Source organism: Mucilaginibacter ginkgonis (assembly GCF_009754905.2).
GTDB lineage: Bacteria > Bacteroidota > Bacteroidia > Sphingobacteriales > Sphingobacteriaceae > Mucilaginibacter > Mucilaginibacter ginkgonis.
The window spans coordinates 650,473-676,242 of record NZ_CP066775.1 but is presented as its reverse complement, the minus strand read 5'-3'; the positions used below and the strand labels follow the sequence as shown (position 1 = coordinate 676,242).

The 25,770-nt window shown below is 45.6% G+C and carries 26 protein-coding genes; 17 read left to right on the top strand and 9 right to left on the bottom strand.

Annotation, left to right across the window (positions count from 1 at the left end):
- Nucleotides 1–2 precede the first annotated feature (2 nt).
- The 3 genes from GO620_RS03055 to GO620_RS03045 are packed head-to-tail and all read left to right on the top strand — an operon-like array spanning nucleotide 3 to nucleotide 4,684.
- Nucleotides 3–1,166: a DUF4249 domain-containing protein gene (locus GO620_RS03055; RefSeq protein WP_157522056.1), complete on the top strand. Its 1,164-nt coding sequence runs from the start codon at nucleotides 3–5 to the stop codon at nucleotides 1,164–1,166.
- Nucleotides 1,167–2,324 carry a DUF4249 domain-containing protein gene (locus GO620_RS03050; RefSeq protein ID WP_157522059.1) on the top strand — a complete coding sequence of 386 codons (1,158 nt, stop codon included), beginning with the start codon at nucleotides 1,167–1,169 and terminating at the stop codon, nucleotides 2,322–2,324.
- A gap of 2 nt (nucleotides 2,325–2,326) precedes the next feature.
- The gene (locus tag GO620_RS03045) at nucleotides 2,327–4,684 is read left to right on the top strand and encodes a hypothetical protein (protein WP_157522061.1); all 2,358 of its coding nucleotides are present in this window, start codon (nucleotides 2,327–2,329) and stop codon (nucleotides 4,682–4,684) included.
- Nucleotides 4,685–4,713: 29 nt separating this feature from the next.
- Here the strand turns inward: GO620_RS03045 and GO620_RS03040 are convergent, their stop codons facing one another.
- Both GO620_RS03040 and GO620_RS03035 read right to left on the bottom strand, forming a co-directional pair.
- Nucleotides 4,714–5,949, bottom strand: coding sequence for a Gfo/Idh/MocA family protein (locus GO620_RS03040; RefSeq protein WP_157522064.1), 1,236 nt, complete (start codon nucleotides 5,947–5,949; stop codon nucleotides 4,714–4,716).
- A gap of 174 nt (nucleotides 5,950–6,123) precedes the next feature.
- Nucleotides 6,124–6,507: a hypothetical protein gene (locus GO620_RS03035; RefSeq protein WP_157522067.1), complete on the bottom strand. Its 384-nt coding sequence runs from the start codon at nucleotides 6,505–6,507 to the stop codon at nucleotides 6,124–6,126.
- Nucleotides 6,508–6,642: 135 nt separating this feature from the next.
- Here GO620_RS03035 and GO620_RS03030 point away from each other — a divergent pair, with 135 nt between their 5' ends.
- Entirely contained in the window at nucleotides 6,643–7,221 is a 579-nt protein-coding gene (locus GO620_RS03030; RefSeq protein WP_157522071.1) for a Crp/Fnr family transcriptional regulator, read from the top strand.
- A gap of 104 nt (nucleotides 7,222–7,325) precedes the next feature.
- Complete coding sequence (locus GO620_RS03025; RefSeq protein ID WP_157522074.1) at nucleotides 7,326–8,228, top strand: SDR family oxidoreductase; 903 nt, start codon at nucleotides 7,326–7,328, stop codon at nucleotides 8,226–8,228.
- A 127-nt stretch (nucleotides 8,229–8,355) separates the two neighbouring features.
- Here the strand turns inward: GO620_RS03025 and uxuA are convergent, their stop codons facing one another.
- Nucleotides 8,356–9,549 (bottom strand): mannonate dehydratase, encoded by a 1,194-nt coding sequence (gene uxuA / locus GO620_RS03020; protein ID WP_157522078.1) that lies wholly within the window; start codon nucleotides 9,547–9,549, stop codon nucleotides 8,356–8,358.
- Nucleotides 9,550–9,553: 4 nt separating this feature from the next.
- Nucleotides 9,554–10,177: a YhcH/YjgK/YiaL family protein gene (locus GO620_RS03015; RefSeq protein ID WP_157522081.1), complete on the bottom strand. Its 624-nt coding sequence runs from the start codon at nucleotides 10,175–10,177 to the stop codon at nucleotides 9,554–9,556.
- A gap of 167 nt (nucleotides 10,178–10,344) precedes the next feature.
- On the opposite strand from GO620_RS03015, the gene kduI reads away from it, so the two are divergent.
- The 7 genes from kduI to GO620_RS02980 all read left to right on the top strand — a co-directional run bounded on the left by kduI (nucleotide 10,345) and on the right by GO620_RS02980 (nucleotide 16,814).
- Nucleotides 10,345–11,175, top strand: a complete 831-nt coding sequence (gene kduI, locus GO620_RS03010; protein WP_244139453.1) for a 5-dehydro-4-deoxy-D-glucuronate isomerase — start codon at nucleotides 10,345–10,347, stop codon at nucleotides 11,173–11,175.
- Nucleotides 11,175–11,993 (top strand): SDR family oxidoreductase, encoded by an 819-nt coding sequence (locus tag GO620_RS03005; RefSeq protein ID WP_157522087.1) that lies wholly within the window; start codon nucleotides 11,175–11,177, stop codon nucleotides 11,991–11,993. The genes kduI and GO620_RS03005 overlap by 1 nt, the downstream gene beginning before the upstream one ends.
- The gene (locus tag GO620_RS03000; protein WP_157522089.1) at nucleotides 11,993–13,030 is read left to right on the top strand and encodes a sugar kinase; all 1,038 of its coding nucleotides are present in this window, start codon (nucleotides 11,993–11,995) and stop codon (nucleotides 13,028–13,030) included. The genes GO620_RS03005 and GO620_RS03000 overlap by 1 nt, the downstream gene beginning before the upstream one ends.
- Nucleotides 13,020–13,679 (top strand): bifunctional 4-hydroxy-2-oxoglutarate aldolase/2-dehydro-3-deoxy-phosphogluconate aldolase, encoded by a 660-nt coding sequence (locus GO620_RS02995; RefSeq protein WP_157522092.1) that lies wholly within the window; start codon nucleotides 13,020–13,022, stop codon nucleotides 13,677–13,679. Before GO620_RS03000 ends, GO620_RS02995 begins: the two co-directional genes overlap by 11 nt.
- A 17-nt stretch (nucleotides 13,680–13,696) precedes the next feature.
- Entirely contained in the window at nucleotides 13,697–14,986 is a 1,290-nt protein-coding gene (locus GO620_RS02990) for an MFS transporter (RefSeq protein ID WP_157522095.1), read from the top strand.
- On the top strand, nucleotides 14,979–15,782 hold the full coding sequence (locus tag GO620_RS02985; RefSeq protein WP_157522099.1) for a hypothetical protein: 804 nt from the start codon (nucleotides 14,979–14,981) through the stop codon (nucleotides 15,780–15,782). Before GO620_RS02990 ends, GO620_RS02985 begins: the two co-directional genes overlap by 8 nt.
- Nucleotides 15,783–15,953: 171 nt before the next feature.
- A complete protein-coding gene (locus GO620_RS02980; protein WP_157522103.1) occupies nucleotides 15,954–16,814 on the top strand; it encodes an N-acetylglucosamine kinase in 861 nt (286 codons plus the stop codon).
- A 382-nt stretch (nucleotides 16,815–17,196) separates the two neighbouring features.
- On the opposite strand, the gene GO620_RS02975 is transcribed toward GO620_RS02980, so the two are convergent.
- Both GO620_RS02975 and GO620_RS02970 read right to left on the bottom strand, forming a co-directional pair.
- Complete coding sequence (locus GO620_RS02975) at nucleotides 17,197–18,159, bottom strand: ligand-gated ion channel (protein ID WP_157522106.1); 963 nt, start codon at nucleotides 18,157–18,159, stop codon at nucleotides 17,197–17,199.
- 668 nt (nucleotides 18,160–18,827) lie between these two features.
- Complete coding sequence (locus GO620_RS02970; protein WP_157522109.1) at nucleotides 18,828–19,523, bottom strand: NUDIX hydrolase; 696 nt, start codon at nucleotides 19,521–19,523, stop codon at nucleotides 18,828–18,830.
- A 129-nt stretch (nucleotides 19,524–19,652) separates the two neighbouring features.
- On the opposite strand from GO620_RS02970, the gene pfkA reads away from it, so the two are divergent.
- From pfkA to gap, 3 genes are read left to right on the top strand one after another with little or no spacing between them, the layout of a single operon-like run.
- Complete coding sequence (pfkA, locus tag GO620_RS02965; RefSeq protein WP_157522112.1) at nucleotides 19,653–20,633, top strand: 6-phosphofructokinase; 981 nt, start codon at nucleotides 19,653–19,655, stop codon at nucleotides 20,631–20,633.
- Between the two features lie 4 nt (nucleotides 20,634–20,637).
- Entirely contained in the window at nucleotides 20,638–21,486 is an 849-nt protein-coding gene (locus GO620_RS02960) for a hypothetical protein (RefSeq protein ID WP_157522115.1), read from the top strand.
- 6 nt (nucleotides 21,487–21,492) lie between these two features.
- A complete protein-coding gene (gene gap / locus GO620_RS02955) occupies nucleotides 21,493–22,488 on the top strand; it encodes a type I glyceraldehyde-3-phosphate dehydrogenase (protein WP_157522117.1) in 996 nt (331 codons plus the stop codon).
- A 399-nt stretch (nucleotides 22,489–22,887) separates the two neighbouring features.
- On the opposite strand, the gene GO620_RS02950 is transcribed toward gap, so the two are convergent.
- The 3 genes from GO620_RS02950 to GO620_RS02940 are packed head-to-tail and all read right to left on the bottom strand — an operon-like array spanning nucleotide 22,888 to nucleotide 24,056.
- Nucleotides 22,888–23,616: a TMEM175 family protein gene (locus tag GO620_RS02950; RefSeq protein WP_157522120.1), complete on the bottom strand. Its 729-nt coding sequence runs from the start codon at nucleotides 23,614–23,616 to the stop codon at nucleotides 22,888–22,890.
- A 44-nt stretch (nucleotides 23,617–23,660) separates the two neighbouring features.
- Nucleotides 23,661–23,858 carry a type II toxin-antitoxin system HicA family toxin gene (locus tag GO620_RS02945; RefSeq protein ID WP_157522123.1) on the bottom strand — a complete coding sequence of 66 codons (198 nt, stop codon included), beginning with the start codon at nucleotides 23,856–23,858 and terminating at the stop codon, nucleotides 23,661–23,663.
- On the bottom strand, nucleotides 23,859–24,056 hold the full coding sequence (locus GO620_RS02940; RefSeq protein WP_198173459.1) for a type II toxin-antitoxin system HicB family antitoxin: 198 nt from the start codon (nucleotides 24,054–24,056) through the stop codon (nucleotides 23,859–23,861).
- Between the two features lie 93 nt (nucleotides 24,057–24,149).
- Between GO620_RS02940 and GO620_RS02935 the strand changes: the two genes are divergently transcribed.
- Nucleotides 24,150–24,569, top strand: coding sequence for a GNAT family N-acetyltransferase (locus GO620_RS02935; RefSeq protein WP_157522129.1), 420 nt, complete (start codon nucleotides 24,150–24,152; stop codon nucleotides 24,567–24,569).
- A 76-nt stretch (nucleotides 24,570–24,645) separates the two neighbouring features.
- On the top strand, nucleotides 24,646–25,761 hold the full coding sequence (locus tag GO620_RS02930; protein ID WP_157522132.1) for a M42 family metallopeptidase: 1,116 nt from the start codon (nucleotides 24,646–24,648) through the stop codon (nucleotides 25,759–25,761).
- The last annotated feature ends 9 nt before the right edge of the window (nucleotides 25,762–25,770 follow it).

The following is a 25,770-nucleotide window of genomic DNA, read 5'->3' as shown; positions in this document are numbered from 1 at the left end:
GAATGAAGATCAAAAGTTTAAAAGCAGGGTTAATTTTCATGACGGCTGTTGCGATGATCTGCAGCTGTAAAGAATCCTACGTGCCGCCGACCCCGGTTGGCGGGACAACCAACAATTTAGTTGTTGAAGGGATGATCAACGTAAGTGCTGATAGTACCGTCATCAGGCTTAGCAGAACGGTAAAATTGACAGACACCACATCTGTTAAACCCGAGCTTAACGCGCAATTGTCTGTTGAGAATGATGCCGGTGCAACCTATAACCTTACATCGCTGGGCAAAGGGCGGTATTATGCAACCGGACATCCCCTACCATCCACCAGTAAATATAGGTTGCGTATTAAAACTGCAGACGGCAAGACCTATTTGTCAGACTACGTGGAGGCAAAGATATCACCACCGATTGATAGTGTATCATGGAAGGCGTTCTCTGACCGGATTGAGATATACGCAACTACACATGATCCTAATAAGGCCAGCACTTACTATAAATATGACTATACTGATGCGTGGGAATTTCATGCTGCCTTTCAATCACAGTTAAAAGTGGTTGGCAGCACCATAGTAACAAGAAATTTGCCGGCCGACGACATCTTCACATGCTGGTCTAACAGTTCGTCAACTTTGATTAATCTGGCATCATCAGCCAAACTTTCACAGGATGTCATCTATCAAAATCGGGTTAACACTATACCTTCTGACGCCGAAAAAATAAGCGTGCGGTATAGCATTTTAGTGAAACAACGTGTGCTTACAAAAGAGGAATTCGACTTTTGGACCAACCTGCAAAAAAACACTGAAAAACTGGGCAGCATTTTTGACGCGCAACCCTCTGTACTAAGTGGTAATATACATAATATTAATGATGCCAACGAGGTTGTGGTAGGTTACGTTACTGCCGGAACAGAGGCCACCCAACGTATTTTCATTAACAGGTCGCAGCTTCCGATATCTTACCACAAGGCAGATCCAAATCACTGTGCAACAGATTCTTTGCTTTACTATAACCCATTAAGCGGTATCCATGAGGTGCAGGAATATATTCTTACCAATCAGCAGATACCCATAAGTGGCTTTAACCTTCCTGCACAGGGCATAATTGGTGCGCCACCCATTTGTGCAGATTGCACTTTACGTGGCACCAAAGCAAAACCATCCTATTGGTAAATGACGATCAAACTATCTACATATCGCAATTTATTATTTGCTGTGGTGGCTTTGACGGTTACTGCATGCAGGCAGGCGTATGTGCCGCCGGTTTCGTCTGCAACGACAAACAGCCTGGTTGTTGAGGGTCTGATCAACGTAAGTGCCGATAGTACGCTTATACAGCTGAGCAGGACGGTTAAACTTACAGATACAGTATCGATAAAGCCAGAGCTTAACGCGCAATTATCTGTTGAGAATGATGCCGGTGCCAATTATAATCTTACCGCTATGGGAAAGGGCCGGTATTATGCCGTTAATCATCCCTTGCCCGCGAGCGCTAAATACAGATTGCGTATCAAAACTGCCGATGGTAAAGCCTACCTGTCGGATTATGTACAAGCAAAAATTTCACCGCCTATAGATAGCATTAATTGGAAAGCAGCACCAGATAAATTAACTATTTACGCGAATACACATGATACGCAAAATGCTACCACTTATTACAAATATTCATACGCCGAAACCTGGGAATTTCATTCTGCTTCAGAGTCGTTTTTAAAAACCGGTGTCAATATTGTCGTCAGCCGCCCTGCTGCAGAAGAAATATATACCTGCTGGGCTAATGCAAACTCTACGCTCATTAACCTGGCTTCATCTGCCAAGCTAACGCAGGATGTTATCTTTCAGAATCCTATAACTACTATCTCTTATGATTCTGAAAAATTGGGTATAAGATACAGCACGTTGGTTAAGCAATACGCGTTAACTAAAGAGGCATTTGATTTTTGGACCAACTTAAAGAAAAACACAGAACAACTGGGCAGCATTTTTGACGCTCAGCCCTCTGTATTGAGCGGCAATATTCATAACACCAATGACCCGGCAGAAGTTGTAGTTGGGTACATAAGCGCAGGCACTGTAAGCGCCACGCGTATTTTTATTAATAAAACCCAATTGCCCGCCAATTATATTATTAACCGACAATTTGAGTGTTCTGAAGATTCGATTCCCTTCGTCGCGATGGGGGGCCGCAGGCCGGTAGAGGAGTTTATTTATACAAATTTATTGATCCCGCTTAGGGGATATGGAAGCCCGCTGACGGGATACATCGCTACCACACATGAATGTGCAGACTGTACCTTGCGTGGTGTTAACAATAAACCAACTTTCTGGTAGATATGAAATTGACAATTACCTATATCTTATTTGTGTTGTGCCTGGGTACGTTGCAATTACATGCACAGTCTTTACAGGACATTGAAAAAAGTTATACCGACTTTGCTAAAAGCCATCCCCGCGAAAAGGTCTTTGTGCATACAGATAAAGAGGTTTACCTGGCGGGCGAATTGTTATGGCTTAAGATTTATAATACAGACGCTGCAGAGAACAAGCCACTGGATGTAAGTAAGGTTGCATACGTAGAAGTATTGGACAAACAACAAACGCCTGTAATACAAGCTAAAATTGCACTGAAAAATAGCACCGGCAGTGGTTCGCTCAATATTCCCCTAACTTTAAATGACGGTACCTATACAGTAAGGGCATATACAAACTGGATGAAAAACTTCAGTCCGGAACTGTTTTTTGAAAAAGCCATCACCATCGTTAATCCGTTAAATAGCGCCGAACTTGCCAAAGACAAAGCCCCCATTAAATACGACGTGCAGTTTTTTCCCGAAGGCGGTAACCTGATCAATGGCGTAGAAGCAAAAGTTGGATTTAAAATAACGGACAGCTTTGGTAACGGCGTTGATAATGCCCGCGGCGCAATCCTTGATCAGCGGAATGATACCATCGCCCGCTTTAAACCCATGATGTTTGGCATGGGTAATTTTTTGTTACCGGTAACTTCATCTTATCGTGCGGTAGTGTATGTTAATGGCAATACTATTAATACTGCTTTACCGGCGGTAAAAGAAACCGGTTATACAATGCAGGTAAGTGCATTGCACAGCGGCGAAGTTCAAGTGCAGGTAAGCACTACCGGGGTTTCTGATAATGAGGTATACCTTTTGGCAACCAACGCCGCAACATTGAAGGTTGCAAAAGCTTCGCCGTTGCAAAGAGGGAAAGCGCTATTTATTGTTAACAGGGATGTTTTGAGCAACGGGGTTAATCGCATCACCATATTTAACGCGCAAAAAAAGCCGGTTTGCGAAAGGCTTTTATTTAAACGCCCGCAAGCAGATTTAAATATTACAAGTAAAACAGACAAGCCTGTTTATGGCCAACGCGCAAAGGTAGCTCTGGACCTTTTAAGTCAGGGCCAAACGCCTGCCACATCTGCAGATCTTTCTGTTTCTGTTTATCAGACAGATTCATTGCAAAAAGGCCCTGGTATCGACATTAAAAGCTATTTGTGGCTAAAAAGCGAATTAAAAGGAAATATACAGTCGCCGGGATATTATTTTAATAATGTAACTCCGCAGGTTGACGAAGCCCTTGACAATCTCTTACTAACGCAAGGCTGGCGGCAACTCGATGAAACATCAACCCTCCCTGTTCTGAAATTTTTGCCGGAGTTTACAGGCCATGTTGTAAGGGCAATGGTTACGGATAGTATTACCGGAGCGCCCGCAAAAAATGTACTGGCGTATCTGGCTATGCCCGGCCTACGCACTCAAACTTATGCCGCTGAAAGCGACAACAACGGCGAATTGCTTTTTAACACTAAAGATTTTATCGGTAACGAAGAATTGGTTATAGAACCAAAGCCTGTAAAAGATTCTGCATATGTAATTAAACTTTTAAGCCCCTTTGCAGATCGCTATTCAACCGCAATACCATCAGCACCTTTTGATTTCGACAATAAAAAAGCAGATGCGTTAAAAAAACATAGTGTTGAAATGCAAGTACAAAATATTTACGCCGGTAATATGCTTAGGCAATATTTTAATCCGGGAGTTGATTCTACCGCATTTTATTATAAGCCCTACAAAACTTATAATCTGGATGATTATACCCGTTTTACGACTATGGAAGAAGTTTTGCGCGAATATGTACGTCAAACACTTGTATACCGGTCGCGCGGCCATTTCGCCATCCATATTTCGTCTGGCGAAAGCGGCATACTTGACGACGGCCCCCAACTGATAATGGTTGATGGCGTTCCTGTCTTTAATTTCGATAAAATAGTGGCTATGGATCCGTTAAAGGTCCAAAAGTTAGACGTAATTCCTATGCAGTATTTCTACGGACCATCAAATACCCAAGGTGTTCTGAATTTTAAGACTTACATGGGCGACATGGGTGGTATCGAGCTTGACCCGCATGCGCTGGTTGTAGATTATGAAGGCATGCAGTTAGAACGCAAATTCTACTCTCCTGTTTATGATACGCCTGACAAACAGAGCAGTACGATACCCGACTATCGCAACGTACTTTATTGGAATGCTAACGCAGGCACAGATGCAAGCGGCAGAAACCAATTAAGCTTTTACACAGGGGATCAGCCCGGCAAATATGTTATCGTAGTACAAGGCATTACGCCCGATGGTACATGTGGTAGCAGCTATTCTTATTTTGAAGTTAAATAGCTGGCAATATTTTCGGTGGCAATAATTTGCTAACTGTCACCTTTTGGCGGTGTCCCTCTGAAAGTATCTATAGTGGTTATGGTTTGCAGTTTTACAGGTTTGCCTGTTTTGGCCGACTCATATATTGCCTCCATTATCTTTTGATCTTGCAACCCTTCTTCGCCGGGAGTAAATGGCGTTTTGTTATCGAGGATGCACTGCGCAAAGTGGTCTAACTCCAATGCAAATTGCTGCACTTCTTTTATAGACGGCGCTATTTTAATTTCCTGGTTCCCTTCGGCATGTGAGCCTTCCATCTGCAGTCGCGAATACTCAAACGCAGGGTCCAGGCCAAACCACCCGCCTTTGTCTGCATAACAGCGGTACCTGCGCGACTGGTGTACCCCATAACTCGTAGCTGCGCTTACAACAGCCCCGCCCGGGAAATGCATTTGCCAGGACACTGTCTCTTCTACTTCTTTAAAACGTTCGTCGCCGGGAGTGCTGTAGGTCGACGCTATTACCGTATGCGGTTCTTCGCCTAATACAAACCGTGCGGTGTTAAGGCAGTACAGTCCGATGTCGGGCAGCGACCCGCCGCCTGATAACGCCTTCTTCAGACGCCATTGCGAAGGGTCGCCAATGTTCTGCGAATTCATCATATCTATCACCTTTACCTTACCGAATTTCTGGCTGCGCACCCACTCCATTGCCAGGCGGTTGTGCGGTTCGTACTGAATACGGTAAGCAACCATCAGTTTTTTGCCGGCTTGTTTACACGCGTCTATCATTCGCTGGCATGCAGCTGCAGATGTTGCCATAGGTTTCTCGCACAAAACGTGCTTTCCTGCTTTAGCGGCGCGCACCACGTATTCTTCATGCATAGAATTTGGCAGCACAATGTACACGGCGTCTACCTCGGGATTACTCTTTATGTTATCAAAATTCTGATAGTTATAAATGTTCTTAGGGTTGATACCATATTGAGCGGCTACTTTTTTGGCTTTATCGGCATCGCCGCTTACCAGCGCAACCGGCTTACCATATTTGCTTGCACCAAAACCGGGAAGTATCTGCCCTAACGACAGGTTGCCTAGGCCTACTATCGCATAACCTATGCGTTTATCTTTGGGCATACTGACAGAAGAAACGGCCTGCTCCTTTTCTGTAGGCTGCTCCAGCGGCGGCAGTTTTATGCTGATAACATCGTTGATAGATTTATCCGGCAAATTGGTTCCGCTGCCCATTGCAGATGCCGGCACACTGTTTAAAATTCCCGCTGCCATGATCCCTGTAGTTGTTTTAGTTATAAAATCCCGCCGCTCCATAATGATTCGCTTTCTAAGGCAACATGATTTAGGGCGTATAGTTTAAGGAAAGACAAATGAATTAACCGAGACCGTTAAACAAAAAAGCCCCGCCGGAAATCCGGCAGGGCTTCTAAAATTTTTTAATACCGGTTATTTACCTTCTTTAACACGCACGCCTTTTGCGTCGAACATGTTCATCAGGTTACCTTTAACGTTTTGCTCGTCAACAGGCTCTAAAAACAAGGTTACATCATATCCCTGGATGTTGAAAGCCGCGTTAATGGTTTTGTCTTTTTCTTCTAACGACGTCACTTTAGAAACTTCTTTCCCGGTAGAATCCTGGATAGCTCCGCCAACCAGTTTACCATCCGTGCCGCGGCTAAAGTTAAAGGTAAGTTTAGCATCGCCATTAGGCGTACCAAATACGGTTACGTTCCATTTGCCGATAAAATAGGTGCCCGATGATTGTGCTTTTACATTAAGTGAGAATAGTAACGCGGCAACTACGGCCAGCATTGCGAAAGTCTTTTTCATTTGTTTGGTTTAATTGGTTATGAGATGTGTTATCCCGACACAATAAATGTATTTGGATAGTTTCATATATGCAAATAGTTTTTGATGCACGTATACCGCGACTGAACTTTTGATTATTTATTATGTTTGCTATGCATGTTTGCCGAATTTGAAAAGTATTTACAACAGAATACGCCCTTAACTGCCGAGGAGATCGACCTTTTTGAAAAGACGGCTATAACCCGTACCATACGCCGCAAAGAGTTTCTTTTACGCGATGGCGAAATTGCCCGGCATAAAGTATTTGTAGCCAAAGGAATGCTGCGAAGTTACCGCACCACTCCAGACGGCAGCGAGCACATTATGCAGTTTTCGCCTGAAGACTCCTGGTGTACGGATCCCGAAAGCTACAATAACGGCACCCCATCGCGGTATAACATTGATGCGCTTGAAACCACGGAGGTGTTGATGTGGACACGTAACGACTTCAATTACCTGTTCGAGCGCTTGCCCGAGCTGCGTAAACATACAGAGCAATTGATCCAAAGAAACCTGTTCCACACCCGCGAGCGTGTATTCAGTGCCATAAGTGCGAGTGCAGAACAGCGTTACGACGAATTTTTGGTGCAATATCCCGGCATCATCAACCGCGTGCCTTTGCATATGGTAGCTTCCTTTTTAGGCGTTACGCGCGAAACGTTGAGCCGTATACGACACGCGCAGGTAAAGCAGTAATTGTAAACAGTGACAAATGTCCTCGTTTGAGGCTTGTATGTTGAGCACCTTTGCAGTGTTCAGTGATTAGAGAACATTTTCCGTTTACCAAAAAAATTTAAAACATGCGTGTATTTGTTACCGGCGCAACGGGCTTTGTAGGCTCGGCCGTAGTGAAAGAATTGATCAACGCGGGTCACCAGGTTTTGGGCATGACCCGTTCAGAAAAAGGCGCCGAAGATTTAAGGGCCGCTGGTGCCGACGTGCATCATGGCACTCTGGAAGATTTGGATAGCCTGCGCAGCGGGGCTTTACAATGTGATGGCGTGATCCATACCGCGTTTATCCATGACTTTTCTGACTTTAAAAAGAATTGCGAAACAGACAGAGGAGTAGTTGCGGCGCTTGCATCGGCCCTGGCCGGAACGGACAAACCGCTCATCGTCACATCGGGGACTGTATTGGGTGCTGCTAAACCCGGCGACGTGGCCACAGAAGATTTTGTAGCGACATCTGAAACTACTCACCATCCGCGGGTAGCGTCTGAAGAAGCCGCTGCATTAGCAAAACAACAAGGTATCAATGTATCCATAATGCGACTCCCGCCATCTGTGCATGATCGCGGCGATCACGGCTTTATACCAATGCTAATAAATCTTGCACGTGAGAAAGGCATATCTGCCTACATTGGCGAAGGCGCTAACCGCTGGCCGGCAGTGCACCGTTTAGATGTGGCAAGTTTATATCGTTTGGCGCTCGAGAAAGGCATATCAGCCACTTACCACGCGGTAGGCGACACAGAAATACCTACCCGTGAAATTGCCGAATCGATTGGCAAGCATTTAAACATTCCCGTTAAAAGCATTTCTGCCGAAGAAGCACCCGAACACTTTGGCTGGATCACAGACTTCTTTGCAGGAGATTTCCCTGCATCTGCTAAAATATCACAAGAGCGCACAGGGTGGAAAGCCACGCACATCGGCTTGTTAGAAGACCTGGAAACAGGTGATTATTTTGATCAAAAGTAAAAATCTCATTATTGCCCCTCTCCTTCGGGGAGGGAAACGAGAACGTAAAAAGCAAGAGCCCTTCAAGAAATCTCGTGGGGCTCTTTGTTTCTATAGCCCCTCTCCTTCGGAGATGGATTGGGGAGAGTTAATTCTCTAAACTTCTTTTCACCCCCATCTCCAGGCCCCTTAACTCGGCCAGACCTTTCATACGCCCGGTAACAGAATAGCCTGGGAAAGTATTGTAATTTACATCATCCAGCATTTTATGCCCGTGGTCGGGGCGCATGGGAATGGCTACGTCTTCGCGGCCGGTTTTGGCACGCTTTTGCTGTTCCAGCACCAGCGCTTTCATTACCGCAAACATGTCTGTGCTGCCTTCCAGGTGGTTGTCTTCAAAGAAACTGCCGTCGGCTTCGCGCTTTACGTTGCGCAGGTGCAAAAAGTGAATGTGGCCGCCAAGCCGTTCTATCATTCCGGGAAGATCATTGTCTGCCCTAGCTCCTAAAGAACCTGTACAAAATGTTAAACCATTGGCCGACGACGGGCTTGCATTAACCACAAACTGCAAATCTTCCTCTGTTGATACCACACGCGGCAAACCGAGGATAGGAAAAGGCGGGTCGTCGGGATGGATACATAATTTTACGCCTGCTTTCTCTGCTTCCGGTATTACGGCCTGCAAAAAATACTTCAGGTTCGCTTTCAAGCCAACAGCGTCAATGTCCGCGTAGCGCGCAAGGTGAGCTTTAAAGTCGGCCATTCCATATACGTCATTCGTTCCGGGCACACCGGCCATGATGTTGCGGCTCAACTGTTCAGCTTCTTCTCTGGATAGACTTTCTAAGAACCTCTTAGCGGCTTTTTGTTGTTCGGGTGAGTACTCTGCCGAAGCGCCTTCACGCTCTAAAATGTACAGGTCGAATGCCGCCATAGCCGCCGCCTCGTATCGCAAAGCCGAAGTTCCGTCGGGCATCAAATAGTCCAGATTAGTCCGCGTCCAGTCGAGAACAGGCATAAAATTGTAGCAGACAGTAGTGATGTTCGCGGCTACGAGGTTCTTGAGTGTAGCGAGGTAGTTTTCGATAAGCTCATCGCGCTTCGGGCCCGCGGTTTTGATCTGCTCATGTACGTTAACGCTTTCCACAACAGACCAGCGCAAGCCGGCGTTTTCGATCATTTCTTTGCGTTCAAATATATCGGCCAGGCCCCAAACCTCTCCTACTGGGATCTGGTGCAGGGCGGTGACTATACCTGTCGCGCCGGTTTGTTTTATGGCACTTAAGGTTACAGGGTCGCCGGGACCAAACCACCTGAACGTTTGTTCTAAGTTCGGAATCATAAGTTTAGTTTGCTACGCGGATTTTGACAACAAGCTTTTTTACCATATCGTACCCATCAACTTTTATAGAAGGCCTGTGCGCGTCCTGCGGGAAAAATAGATAGAAAGTCCCCGGTGTTGCGGTATAAAATTTGCCCTCGGCGGTATAATTAGCCAAGTCGCGTTTGTCATCGTACTGCATGGTTACCGTAGCTTTATCAATATCAGCACGACCAATTTTTTCCGCACCGCTTATCACATATTGCAAGTCGATATAATTACGATGCGATTCCCACCTGGTATCATCAAAAGCCTTGGAGGGCGCAAGGGTGACATTAGCGTAAGCCTTATCGCCGTCGATAATATGCTTTCCGGCATAAAGTGTGTCCAGTTTAGTTGTTTTAAGCCATGCAAACACTTTTTGCCATAACGCAGGATTTGCGTGATATTGCTTATAAAAAGTAACCGCGTTTACATCGCCATATAATTTGAGGCTCAAACCACCTGCCCAGGCACGGCTTTTAACCCATTGCTCTGCTTGCCTTTGCGTTACCACACTTTTTTGAGCATAAACAGTGGAACCCGCGAAAAGTAATAATGAGAATACAGCAATTAAAAAAGTCTGCAAGAATAGCTTTTGATTTTTCATGTAATGCTAAATGTCGGGATCCAATATTACAATCTATCCGGCGCATTTCGTTATAATCAACATAAAATCACGGCCGGCAACAGAAAAATTACTGCCAGGCCTTTCGTTTAAACATGCTTAATCGTACCATTGTTAAAACGATTATTTACCTACCTAATATTACCGTTTTGAAAGTTTTAAACAGCGTACATCCCGCCGACTTTAAGGGATACGATACAGCCCTCATCCGCGAACGCTTTCTGGCAGACGGGCTTGTGCAGGCCGATCAGATCAATTTGGTTTACACCCATCATGACCGGATGATCTTAGGCATAGCCAATCCCGTAAATCACGATCTGGCTTTAGGCACCTATCCAATACTTCGTGCGGGTTATTTTTTGGAGCGCCGTGAATTAGGCATCATTAACGTAGGCGGCGAGGGCGAAATTAGTGCTGATGGTAAGGTACACACGTTAGGCAAGCTTGATTGCTTGTACTTAGGCAAGGGTACTAAGGGGGTAAGTTTCAAAGCAAAAGGTGCCGCAAATCCGCCCGTTTTCTATTTAGTATCGGCACCCGCACATGTGAATTATCCTACAACTTTAATGACACATGCCGCAGCAGTTAAGGTTACCCTCGGCGACGCCGCGACAGCAAATCATCGCACCATTAACAAATACATCCACGCGCAAGGCATTAAAAGCTGCCAGCTGGTTATGGGCTTAACCATTTTACATAGCGGCAGTGTGTGGAACACTATGCCGGCACATGTGCATGACCGCCGAATGGAGGCCTATTTTTATTTCGACCTGCCGCAAGATCAGCGCGTTTTTCATTTTATGGGTGAGGGTACAGAAACAAGGCATATTGTGATGGGCAACCATGAGGCTGTTATTTCTCCGCCCTGGAGCATCCATTCCGGCGCGGGTACGGCCAGCTACAGTTTTATTTGGGGTATGGGCGGCGAAAACCAGGATTATACCGATATGGATCCCATCGCACTAACAGACATCAGGTAATGGAACAAAATATTTTTTCGCTTGAAGGAAAGGTTATCGTCGTTACAGGCGGCACCGGCATTCTGGGCAATTCGTTCGTGAACGGCATTGCGGCCGCGGGCGGCGCAGTGGGCATACTTGGCCGTAACCAGCAAGTAGCCGAAGAACGCGCGGAAGCCATTAAACAGGCAGGTGGAAAAGCAATTGCCCTTATCGCAGATGTGCTCAATGAGAACGATCTCATCGCTACTAAACAAAAGATGACCGATGCCTTTGGGCGGATAGACGGCTTAGTTAACGCGGCCGGCGGCAACATGCCCGAGGGTGTTTTGCAAAATGATGAAGATATTTTTAAAATGGACCTCGATGGTATGCGCAAAGTGCTCGACCTTAACCTGTGGGGAACGCTTTTGCCAACCCAGATATTCGGTGAGGCCATTGCAGAAAATGGCGGCGGCAGTATCGTCAATATATCATCCATGAACTCTAAACGCGCGGTTACTAAAGTGTTGGGCTACAATATGGGTAAAGCCGCGGTAGATTGCTATAACCAATGGTTCGCGGTTGAACTGGCCAATCGTTATGGCGACAAGATACGGATGAACGCGCTGGCACCGGGCTTCTTTTTGACCGAGCAGAACCGAAACCTGCTGACTAAACCCGAGGGTGGTTACACTCCACGTGGCGAATCGGTGGTGAGGCAAACACCTTTCAAACGTTTTGGTGACCCGGACGAATTGATAGGTGCTTTAGTTTGGCTTTTGAGTGATGCTTCGAAATTTGTAACCGGATCTATGATCTGCGTTGACGGTGGTTTTTCTATATTCAGTGGTGTGTAATGGGCATACAGGTAGCAAATAAAGGGAAGATATTAACCTTTGGCGAAATTCTTTTAAGGATAACACCGGATGCGGGTGGCGATTGGCTCCGGCACAACTCGCTGCCATTTTTCATTGGGGGAGCGGAACTTAACGTCGCTACAGCACTGGCCTTATGGGAAGTTGAAACCCGCTATTTTACCGCCATGCCCGATAATGGCCTGACTGCACAGCTAACAGATCATCTTCAGCAAAAAGGCATAGATACTTCCGCAATTCAAAAAAGCGGTGAACGTATAGGGTTGTTCTTTTTGACGAAGGGACAGGATATGAAGCATGACGCTTTGATCTATGACCGCGCAGGTTCGTCATTTGCTTCTTTGCAACCAAATACGATCGACTGGGACAATGCACTCGACGGCGTTAACTGGTTTCACTTCAGTGCTATCAGTCCTGCCCTGTCGCAACAAACAGCTGACGTTTGCCTGGAAGCACTTGAGGCGGCATCGGCCAAAGGCATCACCATTTCTCTCGACCTGAACTATCGTGCAAAGCTATGGCAGTACGGTAAATTGCCAAAAGACGTTATGCCTGCGCTTGTGCAGCACTGCGATTTGATAATGGGTAACGTGTGGGCGATGAACACCATGCTTGGTACAGACATCAGCACAGACCTGACAGAAACGGGGCAGAAAAGCTTGTATTTAAAAGAAGCGCAATACGCGTCTGAGCAGATAATGAAATGGTTTCCAAAATGTAAAGCGGTGGCAAATACTTTCAGGTTCGGCAACAACGAAAGGATAGATTATTACGGAACGCTATATACAGACGGGCATTTGTATCATTCGGAAGAATACCATACCGATGAAGCGGTTGACAAGGTTGGCAGCGGCGACGCTTTTATGGCTGGTTTGATTTACGGATATTGCAATAACTATAACCCGGCGCAAATTGCTGAATACGCCTCGGCCGCGGCATTTACCAAGTTGTTTGTACCAAGCGACGCGACAACTATTAAGGCCGATCAAATAATTAAGACCATGAAAAATGCCGGATAAACAACAAGTAATTGATGCTATTATTCAGCAGGGCATGCTGCCGCTATACTACCACCGCAGCAAGCAGGTGACTGTCGAAGTTGCGCGCACGCTTTACAGCGCCGGTATACGTATTATCGAGTACACCAATCGAGGCGAAGCGGCACTGAAAAATTTCAGGATACTAAAGACCGTTCAGGAATCAGAAATGCCGGGCATGATCATAGGCGCGGGTACCATCCGGTCCTCCAAACAGGCAAATGATTTTGTTGAAGCCGGTGCAGAATTTATAGTTGCCCCTATCGTTAACCCCGAGGTTGCCGCTGTTGCTGCGAAGAACAGCATGGTGTGGATCCCGGGTTGCATGACGCCCACAGAAATACATACTGCACAGCACTTTGGCGCGCAATTGATCAAGATATTTCCGGCAAATATATTAGGCCCCGGCTTTGTATCAGCGGTAAAGGAATTATTCTCGGGGCAGTTGTTTATGCCGACCGGCGGAGTAGAATTGGAACAAAAAAATATCACAGCCTGGTTTAAGTCGGGTGTATGTGCTGTGGGATTAGGCAGCAAACTCATTAGCGCCGAGGTAATGGACACCGCCAATTACGATAAACTTTATAACGATACTTTAACTGCCATGCGTCTGGTAATAGCGGGCAGATAGATTTTATAAACCTGTTTATGGAAGAAAAAAAGACCGGCTACCGATGGGTGGTAGTGGCGCTGCTGTTTTTTGCCACCACGATAAATTACCTCGACAGGCAGGTGATCGGCTTGCTGAAACCTGTACTGGAAATGCAATTTAAATGGACAGAGAAAGATTACAGCGCCATTGTGATGGCTTTTCAGGCATGTTACGCGATCGGTTTTTTAGCCTTCGGTAGTTTCATAGATAAGATAGGAACAAAGATCGGTTATGCTATTTCCATGATGGTATGGAGTGGCGCGGCTATGCTGCACGCCTTGGTGACTAGTACCTTAGGCTTTGGAGCGGTGCGGGGATTATTAGGCATTGGTGAATCGGGTAATTTTCCGGCGGCAATCAAATCGGTTGCAGAATGGTTTCCAAAGCGCGAACGCGCTTTGGCTACGGGCATATTTAATTCGGGAGCGAATATTGGCGCGGTTGCTGCCCCAATCATGGTGCCGTTTATCTTAGGCATTTACGGCTGGAAAATGGCATTCGTTATCACCGGCGCCATTGGTTTTGTGTGGCTGGTATTTTGGCTGATATTTTATGAAATACCGTCGCGGCATGCCAAAGTAAACCAGGCAGAGTTAGCCTATATCGCCAGTGACACCGACGAGCCTGTTGCAGCCGGCGACGCAGACAGTAAAGTAAACTGGGGCAAATTGTTTGGTTATAAACAAACGTGGACATTTATCACAGGCAAACTACTGTGCGACCCGGTTTGGTACTTCTTTCTGTTTTGGCTGCCATCGTACTTCTCATCAACCTTTCACCTCGACCTTAAAAAGCCCAGTTTGCCATTGGTTATCGTCTATACCGCGACAACCATCGGCAGTATCGGCGGCGGCTACTTATCCTCATACTTCATAAAAAAAGGCTGGCCCGTTTACAAAGCCCGCAAAACCGCCATGCTGATATTTGCCCTATGTGTGGTGCCAATTGTTTCGGCAAGGTATGCAACCAACATATGGCAGGCTGTCGCCCTGATAAGCTTAGCTGCTGCTGCCCACCAGGCTTGGAGCGCTAACATTTTAACTACTGCGTCGGACATGTTTCCTAAAAAGGCGGTAAGTTCTGTGGTGGGCATTGGCGGTATGGCCGGTTCTGTAGGCGGCATATTTTTTCCGCTGCTCATCGGTATCATTCTCGACACTGCTAAATCGGCCGGAAATATTACCGCGGGCTATAACATCCTCTTTATTATCTGCGGCTTCGCCTACTTGCTGGCCTGGCTCATCATGCATTTGCTGACACCAAAAATGGAACAAGCCCATGTATAAATTTTTGCTGTCGTTACTGGTTTTCGCCGGACTGTCAGCCGCGGCTTTGGGTCAGAAAGTAACGCTTGATTATTATTTCAATCACGAAGTTCATACAAACGCCGAAGGCAAAACCATGCGCTACCATTACCTGTGGGACGAGAAAGGCAACACGGGCTTTTCCATCTGGGGAGATACTTTCAAGTCGCTTGGCGCAACCTTAGATACAGTAGGCGAGGCGCCAACTGCAACAAACCTTCAAGGCACTGCAATCTATATCATTGTAGATCCCGATTCAAAAAAAGAAAATCCCAACCCGCATTACATCACACCAAAAGATGCCGACGTAATCGCGAAATGGGTTAAAAGTGGAGGCGTATTGGTGATGATGGCCAATGACAGTGCCAATGTTGACTTACAGCACTTCAACATCCTGGCGGCCAAATTTGGGTTGCATTTTAATAATGATCTGCAGAACCATGTGATTGATGATAGCCACTTCGAGGATGGTGTTCCGGTAATCGGTACTGGCAGCTCAATTTTTAAACCAGCAGATAAATTCTTCATTAAAGACGCTTGCAGCATATCCGCACCGAAAAGCGCAAGTGCGGTTTTACGATCGAACAAGGGCGGCCTTGCAATTGCCGTAAGTTTAAAATATGGCAAAGGCACAGTGTTCGCTGTGGGCGACCCATGGTTATACAACGAGTATGTGAATGGTCGCCTGCCCGCCGGCTTTGAAAACAATAATGCGGCTATAGAATTGAGTAAGTGGCTGATAGCAAAAACCAAAACGGCCAGACGCAACCGGCATTAATAATTCTGCATAACCAACATATAGTGACATTCTTTGCCATTTTTGCAACACAACCATCAGAATAAAGCCTGATTTAATAAATTGTTAATTATACACTATTAAAAAACCTGCATTCTTTTTTATTTGCAATTACTAAATCATACTTTTAACACGACTTTTAAATTATAGATCATGATAATTATCGCTGATGGCGGCTCAACCAAGACCAACTGGTGTTTGGTTACAGAGGACGAGAAGAAAATTTATTTTAACACAGAAGGCTACAATCCATACTTTGTTGGTGAAGAATATATCATTAACTCATTGAATGAAAGCCTGCCTACCGACCTCGACAAGAGCAAGATCACAGAAGTAAATTATTATGGCGCAGGCTGCTCCGTTCCGGAGAAGAACGAGATAGTTGCAAGTGCGATGCGCAAGGTATTCAGCAGCTCGCGCGTAAGCGTAGGTCACGATCTGCTTGCCGCCGCACGTGCTTTATTGGGTAACAACGAGGGTTTTGCTGCCATTTTGGGCACCGGTACCAACACTTGTATCTATGATGGCAAAAAGATCACCAACAACATCGACTCAGGCGCTTACATCCTTGGCGATGAAGGCAGCGGCTGTGCTATCGGTAAGAAATTACTGATAGATTACCTGCGCGGCTACATGCCAGAGGCTGTTCGCAACAGCTTTTGGGAAACATTTAAATTAACGCCAGACGAGGTTAACGATCGCGTGTACTCTCAGCCGTTGGCTAACCGTTTTTGCGCCAGCTTTAGCAAGTTTGTTTACGACAACAACGTGAATATAGAGTACTCACGCAACCTGGTGCAATCATCGTTCGAAGACTTCTTTAGAAACCTGGTTACCCACTACCCCGATTATCAGAAATACAGCTTTAACTGTATTGGTTCTGTTGGTTACAACTTCCGTAATGTATTAGAAGAGGTAGTAACCGCGCACGGCATGATGGTAGGTAACATTATCCGCTCACCTATAGATAACCTGGTGAAGTATCACCTGGAATTGGCGCCAAGTCAATTGTAAATTTCATGAAACAAGATATTGCAGGCAGCCAGATCAGGCTGCCTTTTTTGGTGGTGTTTCACTGTTTCACCTGAAACAGTGAAACAGCTGTTCCATACTTTTAAGTATGTGACAAAATGTTGCTTATTGTTCTTTTTCAATTTATTACAGCGTTTACCTGCAAGCACTACTTTGTCAGTAGTGGGGCTGTGAAACACCAAATTGCTGACAATTGGGTGCAGTACTGCACAAAGTTGTCATTGTTCTGCCGAGGCTTCGGGGCCATTGCTGGAATTGCGTCTAACAATTTTACACGTTGATTTTACGCCATTGTTGGTGTTGTCACCAACAATAGTAATAGGCTGTGAGCTGTTGGTGACAACACCAACAGCGGCATAGATGCTTATCCCCTGCTTGCGGTGTAGATAAACCAGCCATTCAGTACAAGGTAAGCTACCAGTACCACCTGAGCTGAAATAAAATCGAAGCGGCGGCCTTCTTTTAATTTGTTGGTTTTTATAAGTCTTAGCGAAAACGTATTGCAAATGATCGTCGCAAGGATAAACAGCAATGTAAGTCCGTGCAGGGTGTCTACAAGGGTAAAGGTTGTGCTCTCCGGTAAGGTATTATCTATGATGTATTTATTACCTATCACGGCAAACAAGGCACCAACGCTAAGCCCAAAGCGCGAGTCGATGCTATCTGCATGGATGTAGAAACACATGTAAGCGATCAGGAACGCCACATACATACCCAAAAACATTTTCCAGAACAGGCCCATCGCGTCGCGGTGTATCCTCAGTACTGCTTTGAAGTTGCTGTACTCTGTGTGCGGCGGCACAATACTGTCGCCAAAGGCTGTTTCATATTTTTTGATACCGCTGGTCAGGCTAATGCTGTCAATGGCCCAACCATTAAGCGTGAACCTCGGGTCGAAGTGCTGCCCGCGGTTATCTATCTTAAATATTATCGCCTTAGAGTCAAACTGGGAGTTTTCGATGGAGAAACGCAGTTTCTGACTGTCAAACGGGAAATTATTTATCGCCCACGAATCCTTCATCACACACTGCAGTTTCATCAGGATGAAGATCTTATTGTTAGATGAATCGACCGTGGTAAAAGACTTGGTTACCGTTTTAGCCTGCGGCACTTCCAGGTTTTTGATAAAGTCGAATTCCTTCTTTTTGTATCGCAGCCAAAGCCACATATCGGCGGTGTATTCCTTGTCCTTAAAGTTTATATCGTGAATGCTGGTAATGTACAAGCCGGCGGTTACGGTATCTGGCTTAGGCTTTTGAGCGTAGGTGATACCGGTAACAAAAAGCGCGGTAAACGTGATTAATATTTTTGCAAGTAGTTTGTTCATAGACCGTTGGGATTGCGGTAAATACATATGAAAGCGGGAAATGTTCTGGGGTGATGATACTAGTATTATGGAGGCCGATGCCATTCAAGGCATGCTGTTCCAACAATTATGGGGATTATTGGTATCTCAAAGGAGACTATCTTTTACGCTCATTCGCCGCTAAGGCTCGACACTTTTGTCTTAGCCACAAAAGTGTCCAAAAAGGCCAAGCCAGCGAAAGGCTTCTTTCGCACAGGGCCCATCCTGCAAAGCACTCGCATGGACCTCATCACACAAGCCCTCAGTAGCGGCTCGTGCTTTCACCCGAAGCTGCCCGCTGGCGTTAAAAACCCAAATACGATATGCTTTGAATCTATGATTCTGAAAATTCTTAAATTGCAAAAAGTCAGGTTCAGACAAATGCGTTAAGGATAGAAACGAAAAGCCCGGAGTGAGCGTACCGAAATGAGGACTTGTAGTGGATAGCCCGACCCGACGAATGAGGGTAACGCCCAGTAATCTAAGGCAATGCAATTTTCTCCACTCCTATTGCAAAAATCGATAAGATTCTTCGCCAGGCTCTGAATGATAAAATACTTTTAGCCCCTCTCCTTCTGGAGAGGGGTTGGGGTGAGGCTCCAAAGAGATTCTTCGCTGCGCTCTGAATGACAACTTTCGTTGGTAACTTTTTACCCTTCTACAGTCAGTTCGTTTTGAAAAATCTTGGTGTATTTACGCTTGTCGAATTTGTAAAGCTTGGCGGCACGGTATGATACACCGCGTTGTTTTTCGTCAAGCTCTTTCAGGAAACCATAGCTCAGCATCTTTTTGCGGAAGTTGCGCTTGTCCAATTTTTTGTTCAGGATGGCTTCATAAAGCATTTGCAGCTGTGTAAGTGTAAACTTTTCCGGTAGCAGTTCAAACGCTATAGGCTGATAGCTTAACCTACGGCGAATTTTATTGAAACCTGTGTTGAAGATCTCGCTATGGTCAAATGCCAGTTTAGGCAACTCGTTAACCGGGTGCCAGAATGCTTTACGCGCGTACTGGGTCACCGGGCGCAGCTCCTTTTGTCCGTTGATACGAATGAGCGCGTAGTAGGCAACTGTTACCACACGGCCTTGCGGGTGGCGGTTAACTTCGCCGAAGGTGTGGAATTGCTCCATGTGCAGGCCGCGCAAACCTGTAAGCTCGTTAAGGATACGCTCGGCAGCGTCGTCAATGCTTTCCTGCTGGCCAACTATGTAGCCCGGCAGGGCAAACCAGTCTTTAAAAGGCTCTTCGTTACGTTCTATGAGCAGTACTTTTAACTCGCCGGCATCGAAACCGAATATCACACAGTCGATAGAAAAAACCGACTCAAACTTAGGTAGTAGTTCGTCCAAAAGAATTTAAACTTAAAGTAACGATTTAAATATAGGTCTTATTTCGAAATGCAAAAAAAGAAATAAAAATTCTATCGTGTTAAATATACACATTATCTTAGGCCAGTTTTTGAATGCTTCCCTTTCTAAATGAGCAAAGTTTCTAAGATTGCTGTTTTAACATCCGGTGGCGATGCCCCCGGCATGAACCCTTGTATAAGGGCGGTTGTACGTACTGCTATGTACAACAATGTTAAAATGGTGGGTGTAAGGCAAGGCTATAAAGGGCTTATAGAGGATGATATTTACGACATGGACAGCCGTTCTGTGAGTAATATCCTAAACCTTGGGGGCACCATTCTCAAAACCGCCCGTTGTGCCGAGTTCCGCACGCCCGAAGGTATGGAAACTGCTTACAATAACCTTAAAAAACGCGGCGTTGATGCCCTGGTAGTAATTGGCGGCGATGGTACTTTTACCGGTGCCTTGCGCTTCTCTAAACAATACCCCGATATGGCCATAATGGGCGTGCCGGGGACTATAGATAATGATCTTTTCGGATCCGACTTTACTTTAGGCTTTGACACTGCGACCAATACCGTTGTGGATGCCCTGGATAAGATCCGCGACACCGCAGACGCGCACGACCGATTATTCTTTATAGAAGTAATGGGCCGCGACGCAGGTTGTATCGCTTTACGCGCAGGTATTTCGTGCGGCGCCGAAGCGATTATGCTTCCCGAGAAAGACACCGCTATTGCAGATCTTATCGCATCGGTTAAATCTAACCAGGCAAAAAAATCATCAAGCATTGTTATCGTTGCAGAAGGTGATAAAAACGGCGGCGCCTATGATGTTGCGCAAAAGGTTAAAGCAGAGGTAAAATCTTACGATGTAAAGGTGACCATATTAGGCCACCTGCAGCGCGGCGGCAGCCCAAGCGCCTTTGACCGTGTGCTGGGCAGCAGGCTTGGGTTTAGCGCAGTAAACGCGCTGATACAAGGCGAAACGCAAAAGATGGTTGGCCTTAGAGGCAACAAAATAGAACTAACCAAGATTGAACAGGCGCTTACACATCAGTTTAAGTTGGAAGACGACCTGATGCTGATGTCTGATATATTGTCGATATAAAAGGATGATAGCAGTAGTTTACAGCGGTTCGCATATTGCCGATTGGCGATTATCAAACAAAGGGAAAACTATTGCATCATTTAAAACCAGCAGCATTAATCCGCAGTTTAATGATGAGAAACATATCCAACAGCTGCTTAATAAAAACATAAACCTTATCCACCACGCCGAAGAAGTAAAGCGTGTTTATTTTTTTAGCGCGGGTGCCTCAACGCCCGAACTTAAAGAACTGATCAGCAAGGCTATGTCGGCTTTTTTTAAGTTTGCCAAAATTACCGTTGGGCATGACATGCTGGCGGCGGCAATAGCCTGTTGTAAGAGCCAGGAAGGCATTGTTTGCATTTGCGGCAGCGGCAGCAACGCGGCGTGGTACGATGGCAGGAAACTTGCAGTAAACAATTATGGTTTAGGTTATGTACTGGCCGATGAAGGCTCTGCCAATTGGCTGGGCCGTCAGTTGATAAAAGCATACATGAACGAGACGTTGCCGGAACATCTGAAAAAAAGCTTTCAGCACCGATATGATGCCGACCGGAAAACTATGCTCGAGAAGGTTTACCGCTCGCGCCAGCCGGCCTTGTTCTTAAGTTCTTTTACAGATTTTTACAGCGAAAACTATAACGATCCGTTCATTAGGCAAACCATAACCAAAGGTTTTACATTATTGACAGACACTTACCTGGTACCGCTTAAAGAGAAACATCCGCGTGCCAATGTTCACTTTACCGGGTCTGTCGCGGCATTGTTTCAAACCGAATTAAAAGAGGTTACCACTGCAGCAGGTTTGCAGGTAGAGAGCATTTTAAGAGAACCCATAAATAATTTGCTAACATACTATTCAAATAAAAATTAAAAAATCATGAAGATAGGAATTAACGGTTTTGGCCGTATCGGCCGTTTGGCTTTCAGGGCTGCAATTGCAAGACCTGACATTGAAGTTGTAGGTATCAATGACCTTGTTGAGCCTGATTACATGGCTTACATGCTTAAATATGATTCAACCCACGGTAAATTCGACGGCACTATCGCTGTTGAAGGCGGCCACCTGGTTGTAAACGGTAAAACCATCCGTGTAACTGCAGAAAAAGACCCTGCTAACCTTAAATGGAATGAAGTAGGCGCTGAAGTGATCATCGAGTCGACCGGCTTATTTTTAACCTTAGAAACTGCTCAGAAACACATTGATGCGGGTGCTAAAAAAGTAGTAATGAGCGCCCCTGCAAAAGATGATACCCCTACGTTTGTAATGGGTGTTAATCATAAAGAGTTAAAGGCGGAACAAACCATCGTATCCAACGCGTCTTGTACCACCAACTGTTTGGCTCCTATCGCGAAGGTACTGAATGATAAATTTGGTATCGAAGAAGGCTTGATGAGTACTGTACACGCGGTTACCGCTACTCAGAAAACTGTCGACAGCCCGTCAGCAAAAGACTGGAGAGGCGGCCGTGGTGCTTACCAGAACATCATCCCTTCATCAACAGGTGCTGCTAAAGCCGTTACGTTGGTTATCCCTGAGTTAAAAGGTAAACTAACCGGCATGAGCTTCCGTGTACCTGTTGCAGACGTTTCTGTGGTTGACTTAACCGTGAAATTGAAAAACGGTGCAAGCTACGAAGCCATTAAATCTGCCATGAAAGAAGCCGCAGACGGCGAGTTGAAAGGCATTTTAGGTTATACTGAAGATGACGTGGTTTCTGAAGATTTCAAAGGTGATCCGCGCACTTCAATATTCGACGCTAAAGCAGGTATCGCGCTTAACGACAACTTTGTTAAGGTTGTATCATGGTACGATAACGAGTGGGGTTATTCAAATAAATTGATAGACCTTGTACAAGAAATAGGCAAACTATAATAGCCTGTTGCTAAATATGAAAGCCGCCCGGTTCTTAACGGGCGGCTTTTTTTGTGTTACTCTGTAACGTCCAAATTACGACGATGCGAATCAGGTCAGCGGGCAGCTTCGGATGAAAACATGAGCCGCTACTGAGGGCTTGTGTGATGAGGGCCATGCGAGTGTTTTGCAGGGCAAATGCCTGTGCGGAAAAGAAGCCTTTCGCTGACTTGGCATTTTGGTTACTTTGTTGCCAAGACAAAGTAACGAGCCTCCGCGGCGAATGAGCGGAATGGTATTGTAATAAAATGAGATGGCGGCTTAATTCCGATAGCTATTGGACTGAATAACACATGCATGCTCGGATTGCTTCGTTCCTCGCAATGACAAGTTGAGAAGCACACTGTATTTCTTAATTAATCAAGACAACCTGCTCTCCTCTTCATCAGCCAAGCGCTCCTCGGTGTTTTTCAGTTCGTGTTGCTTTATGTCCCTTGAATAATAGCGCCTTATGAAATAAAACACAGGCCAGATCAGGATGGGGCACATGCGGCTGATGGTAATGGTCCATGACGGAGAAAAAGGCAAAAATGACAACAGCACCCCTAACAGAAATATGGCAGGTATGGCAAAACCGCGGGTAAGGAACATTTTTTTGAGCAGCGGGCTTGGCTGGTGCTCAACAACGTTGTTCTTTGGATCGAACACATACTTTATCAGCATGTAATTGGCAATGCTGGTGAGGATGATGTTGGCATGGTAGAAATAAAAAGGAACGCTATAAGCACCGCTTTCGCTGTAATAGGCCGATGAAAATGGCATCAACACTATGGTAAGCAAAAACCTGAAGTTTAGCCATATTAGCTTTTCATCGTAATTGGTAACAAAACCAAAAATGCGGTGGTGCCCGCGCCAATAGGTTGCTATCACAAAAAAGCTAAGTATAAAGCCAATGAATTTACCCACCAGATGGTGCAGCTGATTCAGTTGGTCTGCCGGCGTGGAATTATCGGGTACATAAGGCGGCTTGATTTCAATGATAAGCAGCGTTATCGCGATAGCGAAAACCGCGTCCGTAAATAGGATCAAACGGTCTATTTGAAATTCCCTTCTATCAGGGTCGTGTTGTTCTAGGAAGTGATTAGCCATAAAATTACTATAGCTTAAGGTAGTGATTTCGTATGAAACAGAAACTATAGAAAGCCGGCTTGTTTAAGTATGCTACGCGCCGTACCATATGGCAGCTCTTTTTTAGGATGGGGCACAACCGCACGCTTTTTATCAACCGGATGATAGTAAATATGGTGGCTTCCTTTAACCTGGTCGAGTATAAAACCACCGTCTTCCAGTAATTTTATTATTTCCCTGGAGCTATAGCTTTGCTTGGGCATTTAAGACAGCTGGATATTATATTCCAGCACGTTTTCGTCTGAAGGAATCTCTTCGCCATGGGCTCGTAGACTTTCAATATATAGTTCTATCGCTTCCTGGGCATTAGTTCTCGCCTCTTCAAGTGTTTCACCATAACTTATGCAACCGGGCAAGGCCGGCACATTAACCGTGAAGCCACCCTCTGGTTCTGGTTTCAATAATACTTTATAAGACAAAGACATAGCTAAAGTTAAGGATTGTAATGTTAAACGACAATAATTTCACGCGCCTAATGCTATATTCGGCAGATAATGATCATAGAACAAATACGCCCGCAGGTAACATGGTGGCTGCGCAGGGATGTACTCTATCCCAATGAGCAACCGGCGGATATGGCCATGCCCGAAGATGAGACAGGTATGCATTTTGGCGGCTTTCATAACGGGCGGCTTATCGCGGTGGTGTCGCTGTTTATGAATGGCAAAGACTTCCAATTCCGAAAGTTTGCCGTTCAGCATGAGGCACAGGGCAAAGACTATGGAAAACAGCTGCTTGAATTTCTTGTTAACTTTTCGACGGGAGAAGGTGCCCAACGTTTATGGTGTAACGCCAGGGAAAGCGCCATTGGTTTTTACAGCCGCTTCGGCTTTATTTCTAAAGGCGAAACTTTTGAACGCAAGGGAATAAATTACACCGTGATGGAGAAAAAACTTATGGGCTTTACTTACTAAATGCCAATAATCTTTACCTTCATATTTTTACAAAATTTGTGTTGAGCTGCCCTTGGCAGCATGTTATTTTTAATATATGCCCCAGGATAAAAAAGAGAAAAAACCACACGTTCCGGTGGTTACAGAAACGTCTTTAGCGTTTTTTGAAAAATATATAAACAACCCCTCGCCTACCGGTTTTGAATGGAAAGGCCAGCAAATGTGGCTTGAATATTTGAAGCCATACATTGATGACCATTACGTAGATAACTACGGCACTACAGTAGGTATAATCAACCCCGGGGCCGATTACAAAGTGGTGATAGAGGCCCATGCCGACGAGATATCCTGGTTTGTAAATTATATTACCAGCGATGGGTTGATCTACGTGATACGTAATGGCGGCTCCGACCACCAGATAGCCCCTTCGAAACGCGTTGATATCCATACGGACAATGGCATAGTTAAAGCGGTTTTCGGCTGGCCGGCGATACATACCCGCACGGGCGGCGAAAAAGAAGAGGCACCAACTTTAAAGAACATCTTCCTGGATTGCGGCGCAACTTCTAAAGAAGAAGTAGAGAAGTTGGGCATCCATGTAGGCTGTGTGATCACGTACGAAGATGAGTTTATGGTACTGCACGACCGCTACTACGTAGGCCGCGCACTGGATAACCGTGCCGGCGGATTTATGATAGCCGAGGTTGCACGCTTGCTGAAGGAAAACAACAAGACTTTACCTTTCGGCCTATACATCGTTAACGCGGTGCAGGAAGAGATAGGGCTTCGCGGTGCAGAGATGATAGCCCATCACATCAAACCAAATGTGGCCATCATAACAGACGTAACGCATGATACCACTACCCCAATGATCAATAAGATCATTCAGGGCGACCTTGCATGCGGCAAAGGCCCCGTAGTATCTTACGCGCCTGCCGTGCAAAACAATCTAAATAAGTTATTGGTTGAAACTGCACAGAAGAATGATATACCGTTTCAGCGGCAGGCATCTTCGCGGTCGACAGGGACAGATACCGACGCGTTTGCATACTCAAACGATGGTGTACCGTCTGCATTAATATCGTTGCCGTTACGGTACATGCATACAACTGTAGAGATGATCCATAAAGAAGATGTTGATAACGTGATCAGGTTAATTTATGAGTGCTTGTTAAATATCAGCAACGGACAAGATTTTAAATATTTCAAATAAACTTCCTTT

What these genes read in the sequence shown, in the direction of transcription:
- GO620_RS02985 (WP_157522099.1), top strand. Translation starts at nt 14,979, where the DNA reads ATGTATAAATTTTTGCTGTCGTTACTGGTTTTCGCCGGACTGTCAGCC.
- GO620_RS02990 (WP_157522095.1), top strand. Translation starts at nt 13,697, where the DNA reads ATGGAAGAAAAAAAGACCGGCTACCGATGGGTGGTAGTGGCGCTGCTG.
- GO620_RS03030 (WP_157522071.1), top strand. Translation starts at nt 6,643, where the DNA reads ATGTTTGCCGAATTTGAAAAGTATTTACAACAGAATACGCCCTTAACT.
- GO620_RS02935 (WP_157522129.1), top strand. Translation starts at nt 24,150, where the DNA reads ATGATCATAGAACAAATACGCCCGCAGGTAACATGGTGGCTGCGCAGG.
- GO620_RS03035 (WP_157522067.1), bottom strand. Translation starts at nt 6,507, where the DNA reads ATGAAAAAGACTTTCGCAATGCTGGCCGTAGTTGCCGCGTTACTATTC.
- GO620_RS02945 (WP_157522123.1), bottom strand. Translation starts at nt 23,858, where the DNA reads ATGCCCAAGCAAAGCTATAGCTCCAGGGAAATAATAAAATTACTGGAA.
- GO620_RS03045 (WP_157522061.1), top strand. Translation starts at nt 2,327, where the DNA reads ATGAAATTGACAATTACCTATATCTTATTTGTGTTGTGCCTGGGTACG.
- pfkA (WP_157522112.1), top strand. Translation starts at nt 19,653, where the DNA reads ATGAGCAAAGTTTCTAAGATTGCTGTTTTAACATCCGGTGGCGATGCC.
- GO620_RS03000 (WP_157522089.1), top strand. Translation starts at nt 11,993, where the DNA reads ATGGGCATACAGGTAGCAAATAAAGGGAAGATATTAACCTTTGGCGAA.
- GO620_RS02995 (WP_157522092.1), top strand. Translation starts at nt 13,020, where the DNA reads ATGCCGGATAAACAACAAGTAATTGATGCTATTATTCAGCAGGGCATG.
- GO620_RS03040 (WP_157522064.1), bottom strand. Translation starts at nt 5,949, where the DNA reads ATGGCAGCGGGAATTTTAAACAGTGTGCCGGCATCTGCAATGGGCAGC.
- GO620_RS02950 (WP_157522120.1), bottom strand. Translation starts at nt 23,616, where the DNA reads ATGGCTAATCACTTCCTAGAACAACACGACCCTGATAGAAGGGAATTT.
- gap (WP_157522117.1), top strand. Translation starts at nt 21,493, where the DNA reads ATGAAGATAGGAATTAACGGTTTTGGCCGTATCGGCCGTTTGGCTTTC.
- GO620_RS02975 (WP_157522106.1), bottom strand. Translation starts at nt 18,159, where the DNA reads ATGAACAAACTACTTGCAAAAATATTAATCACGTTTACCGCGCTTTTT.
- GO620_RS02960 (WP_157522115.1), top strand. Translation starts at nt 20,638, where the DNA reads ATGATAGCAGTAGTTTACAGCGGTTCGCATATTGCCGATTGGCGATTA.
- GO620_RS03005 (WP_157522087.1), top strand. Translation starts at nt 11,175, where the DNA reads ATGGAACAAAATATTTTTTCGCTTGAAGGAAAGGTTATCGTCGTTACA.
- GO620_RS02930 (WP_157522132.1), top strand. Translation starts at nt 24,646, where the DNA reads ATGCCCCAGGATAAAAAAGAGAAAAAACCACACGTTCCGGTGGTTACA.
- GO620_RS03025 (WP_157522074.1), top strand. Translation starts at nt 7,326, where the DNA reads ATGCGTGTATTTGTTACCGGCGCAACGGGCTTTGTAGGCTCGGCCGTA.
- GO620_RS03055 (WP_157522056.1), top strand. Translation starts at nt 3, where the DNA reads ATGAAGATCAAAAGTTTAAAAGCAGGGTTAATTTTCATGACGGCTGTT.
- GO620_RS02980 (WP_157522103.1), top strand. Translation starts at nt 15,954, where the DNA reads ATGATAATTATCGCTGATGGCGGCTCAACCAAGACCAACTGGTGTTTG.
- uxuA (WP_157522078.1), bottom strand. Translation starts at nt 9,549, where the DNA reads ATGATTCCGAACTTAGAACAAACGTTCAGGTGGTTTGGTCCCGGCGAC.
- GO620_RS03050 (WP_157522059.1), top strand. Translation starts at nt 1,167, where the DNA reads ATGACGATCAAACTATCTACATATCGCAATTTATTATTTGCTGTGGTG.
- GO620_RS03015 (WP_157522081.1), bottom strand. Translation starts at nt 10,177, where the DNA reads ATGAAAAATCAAAAGCTATTCTTGCAGACTTTTTTAATTGCTGTATTC.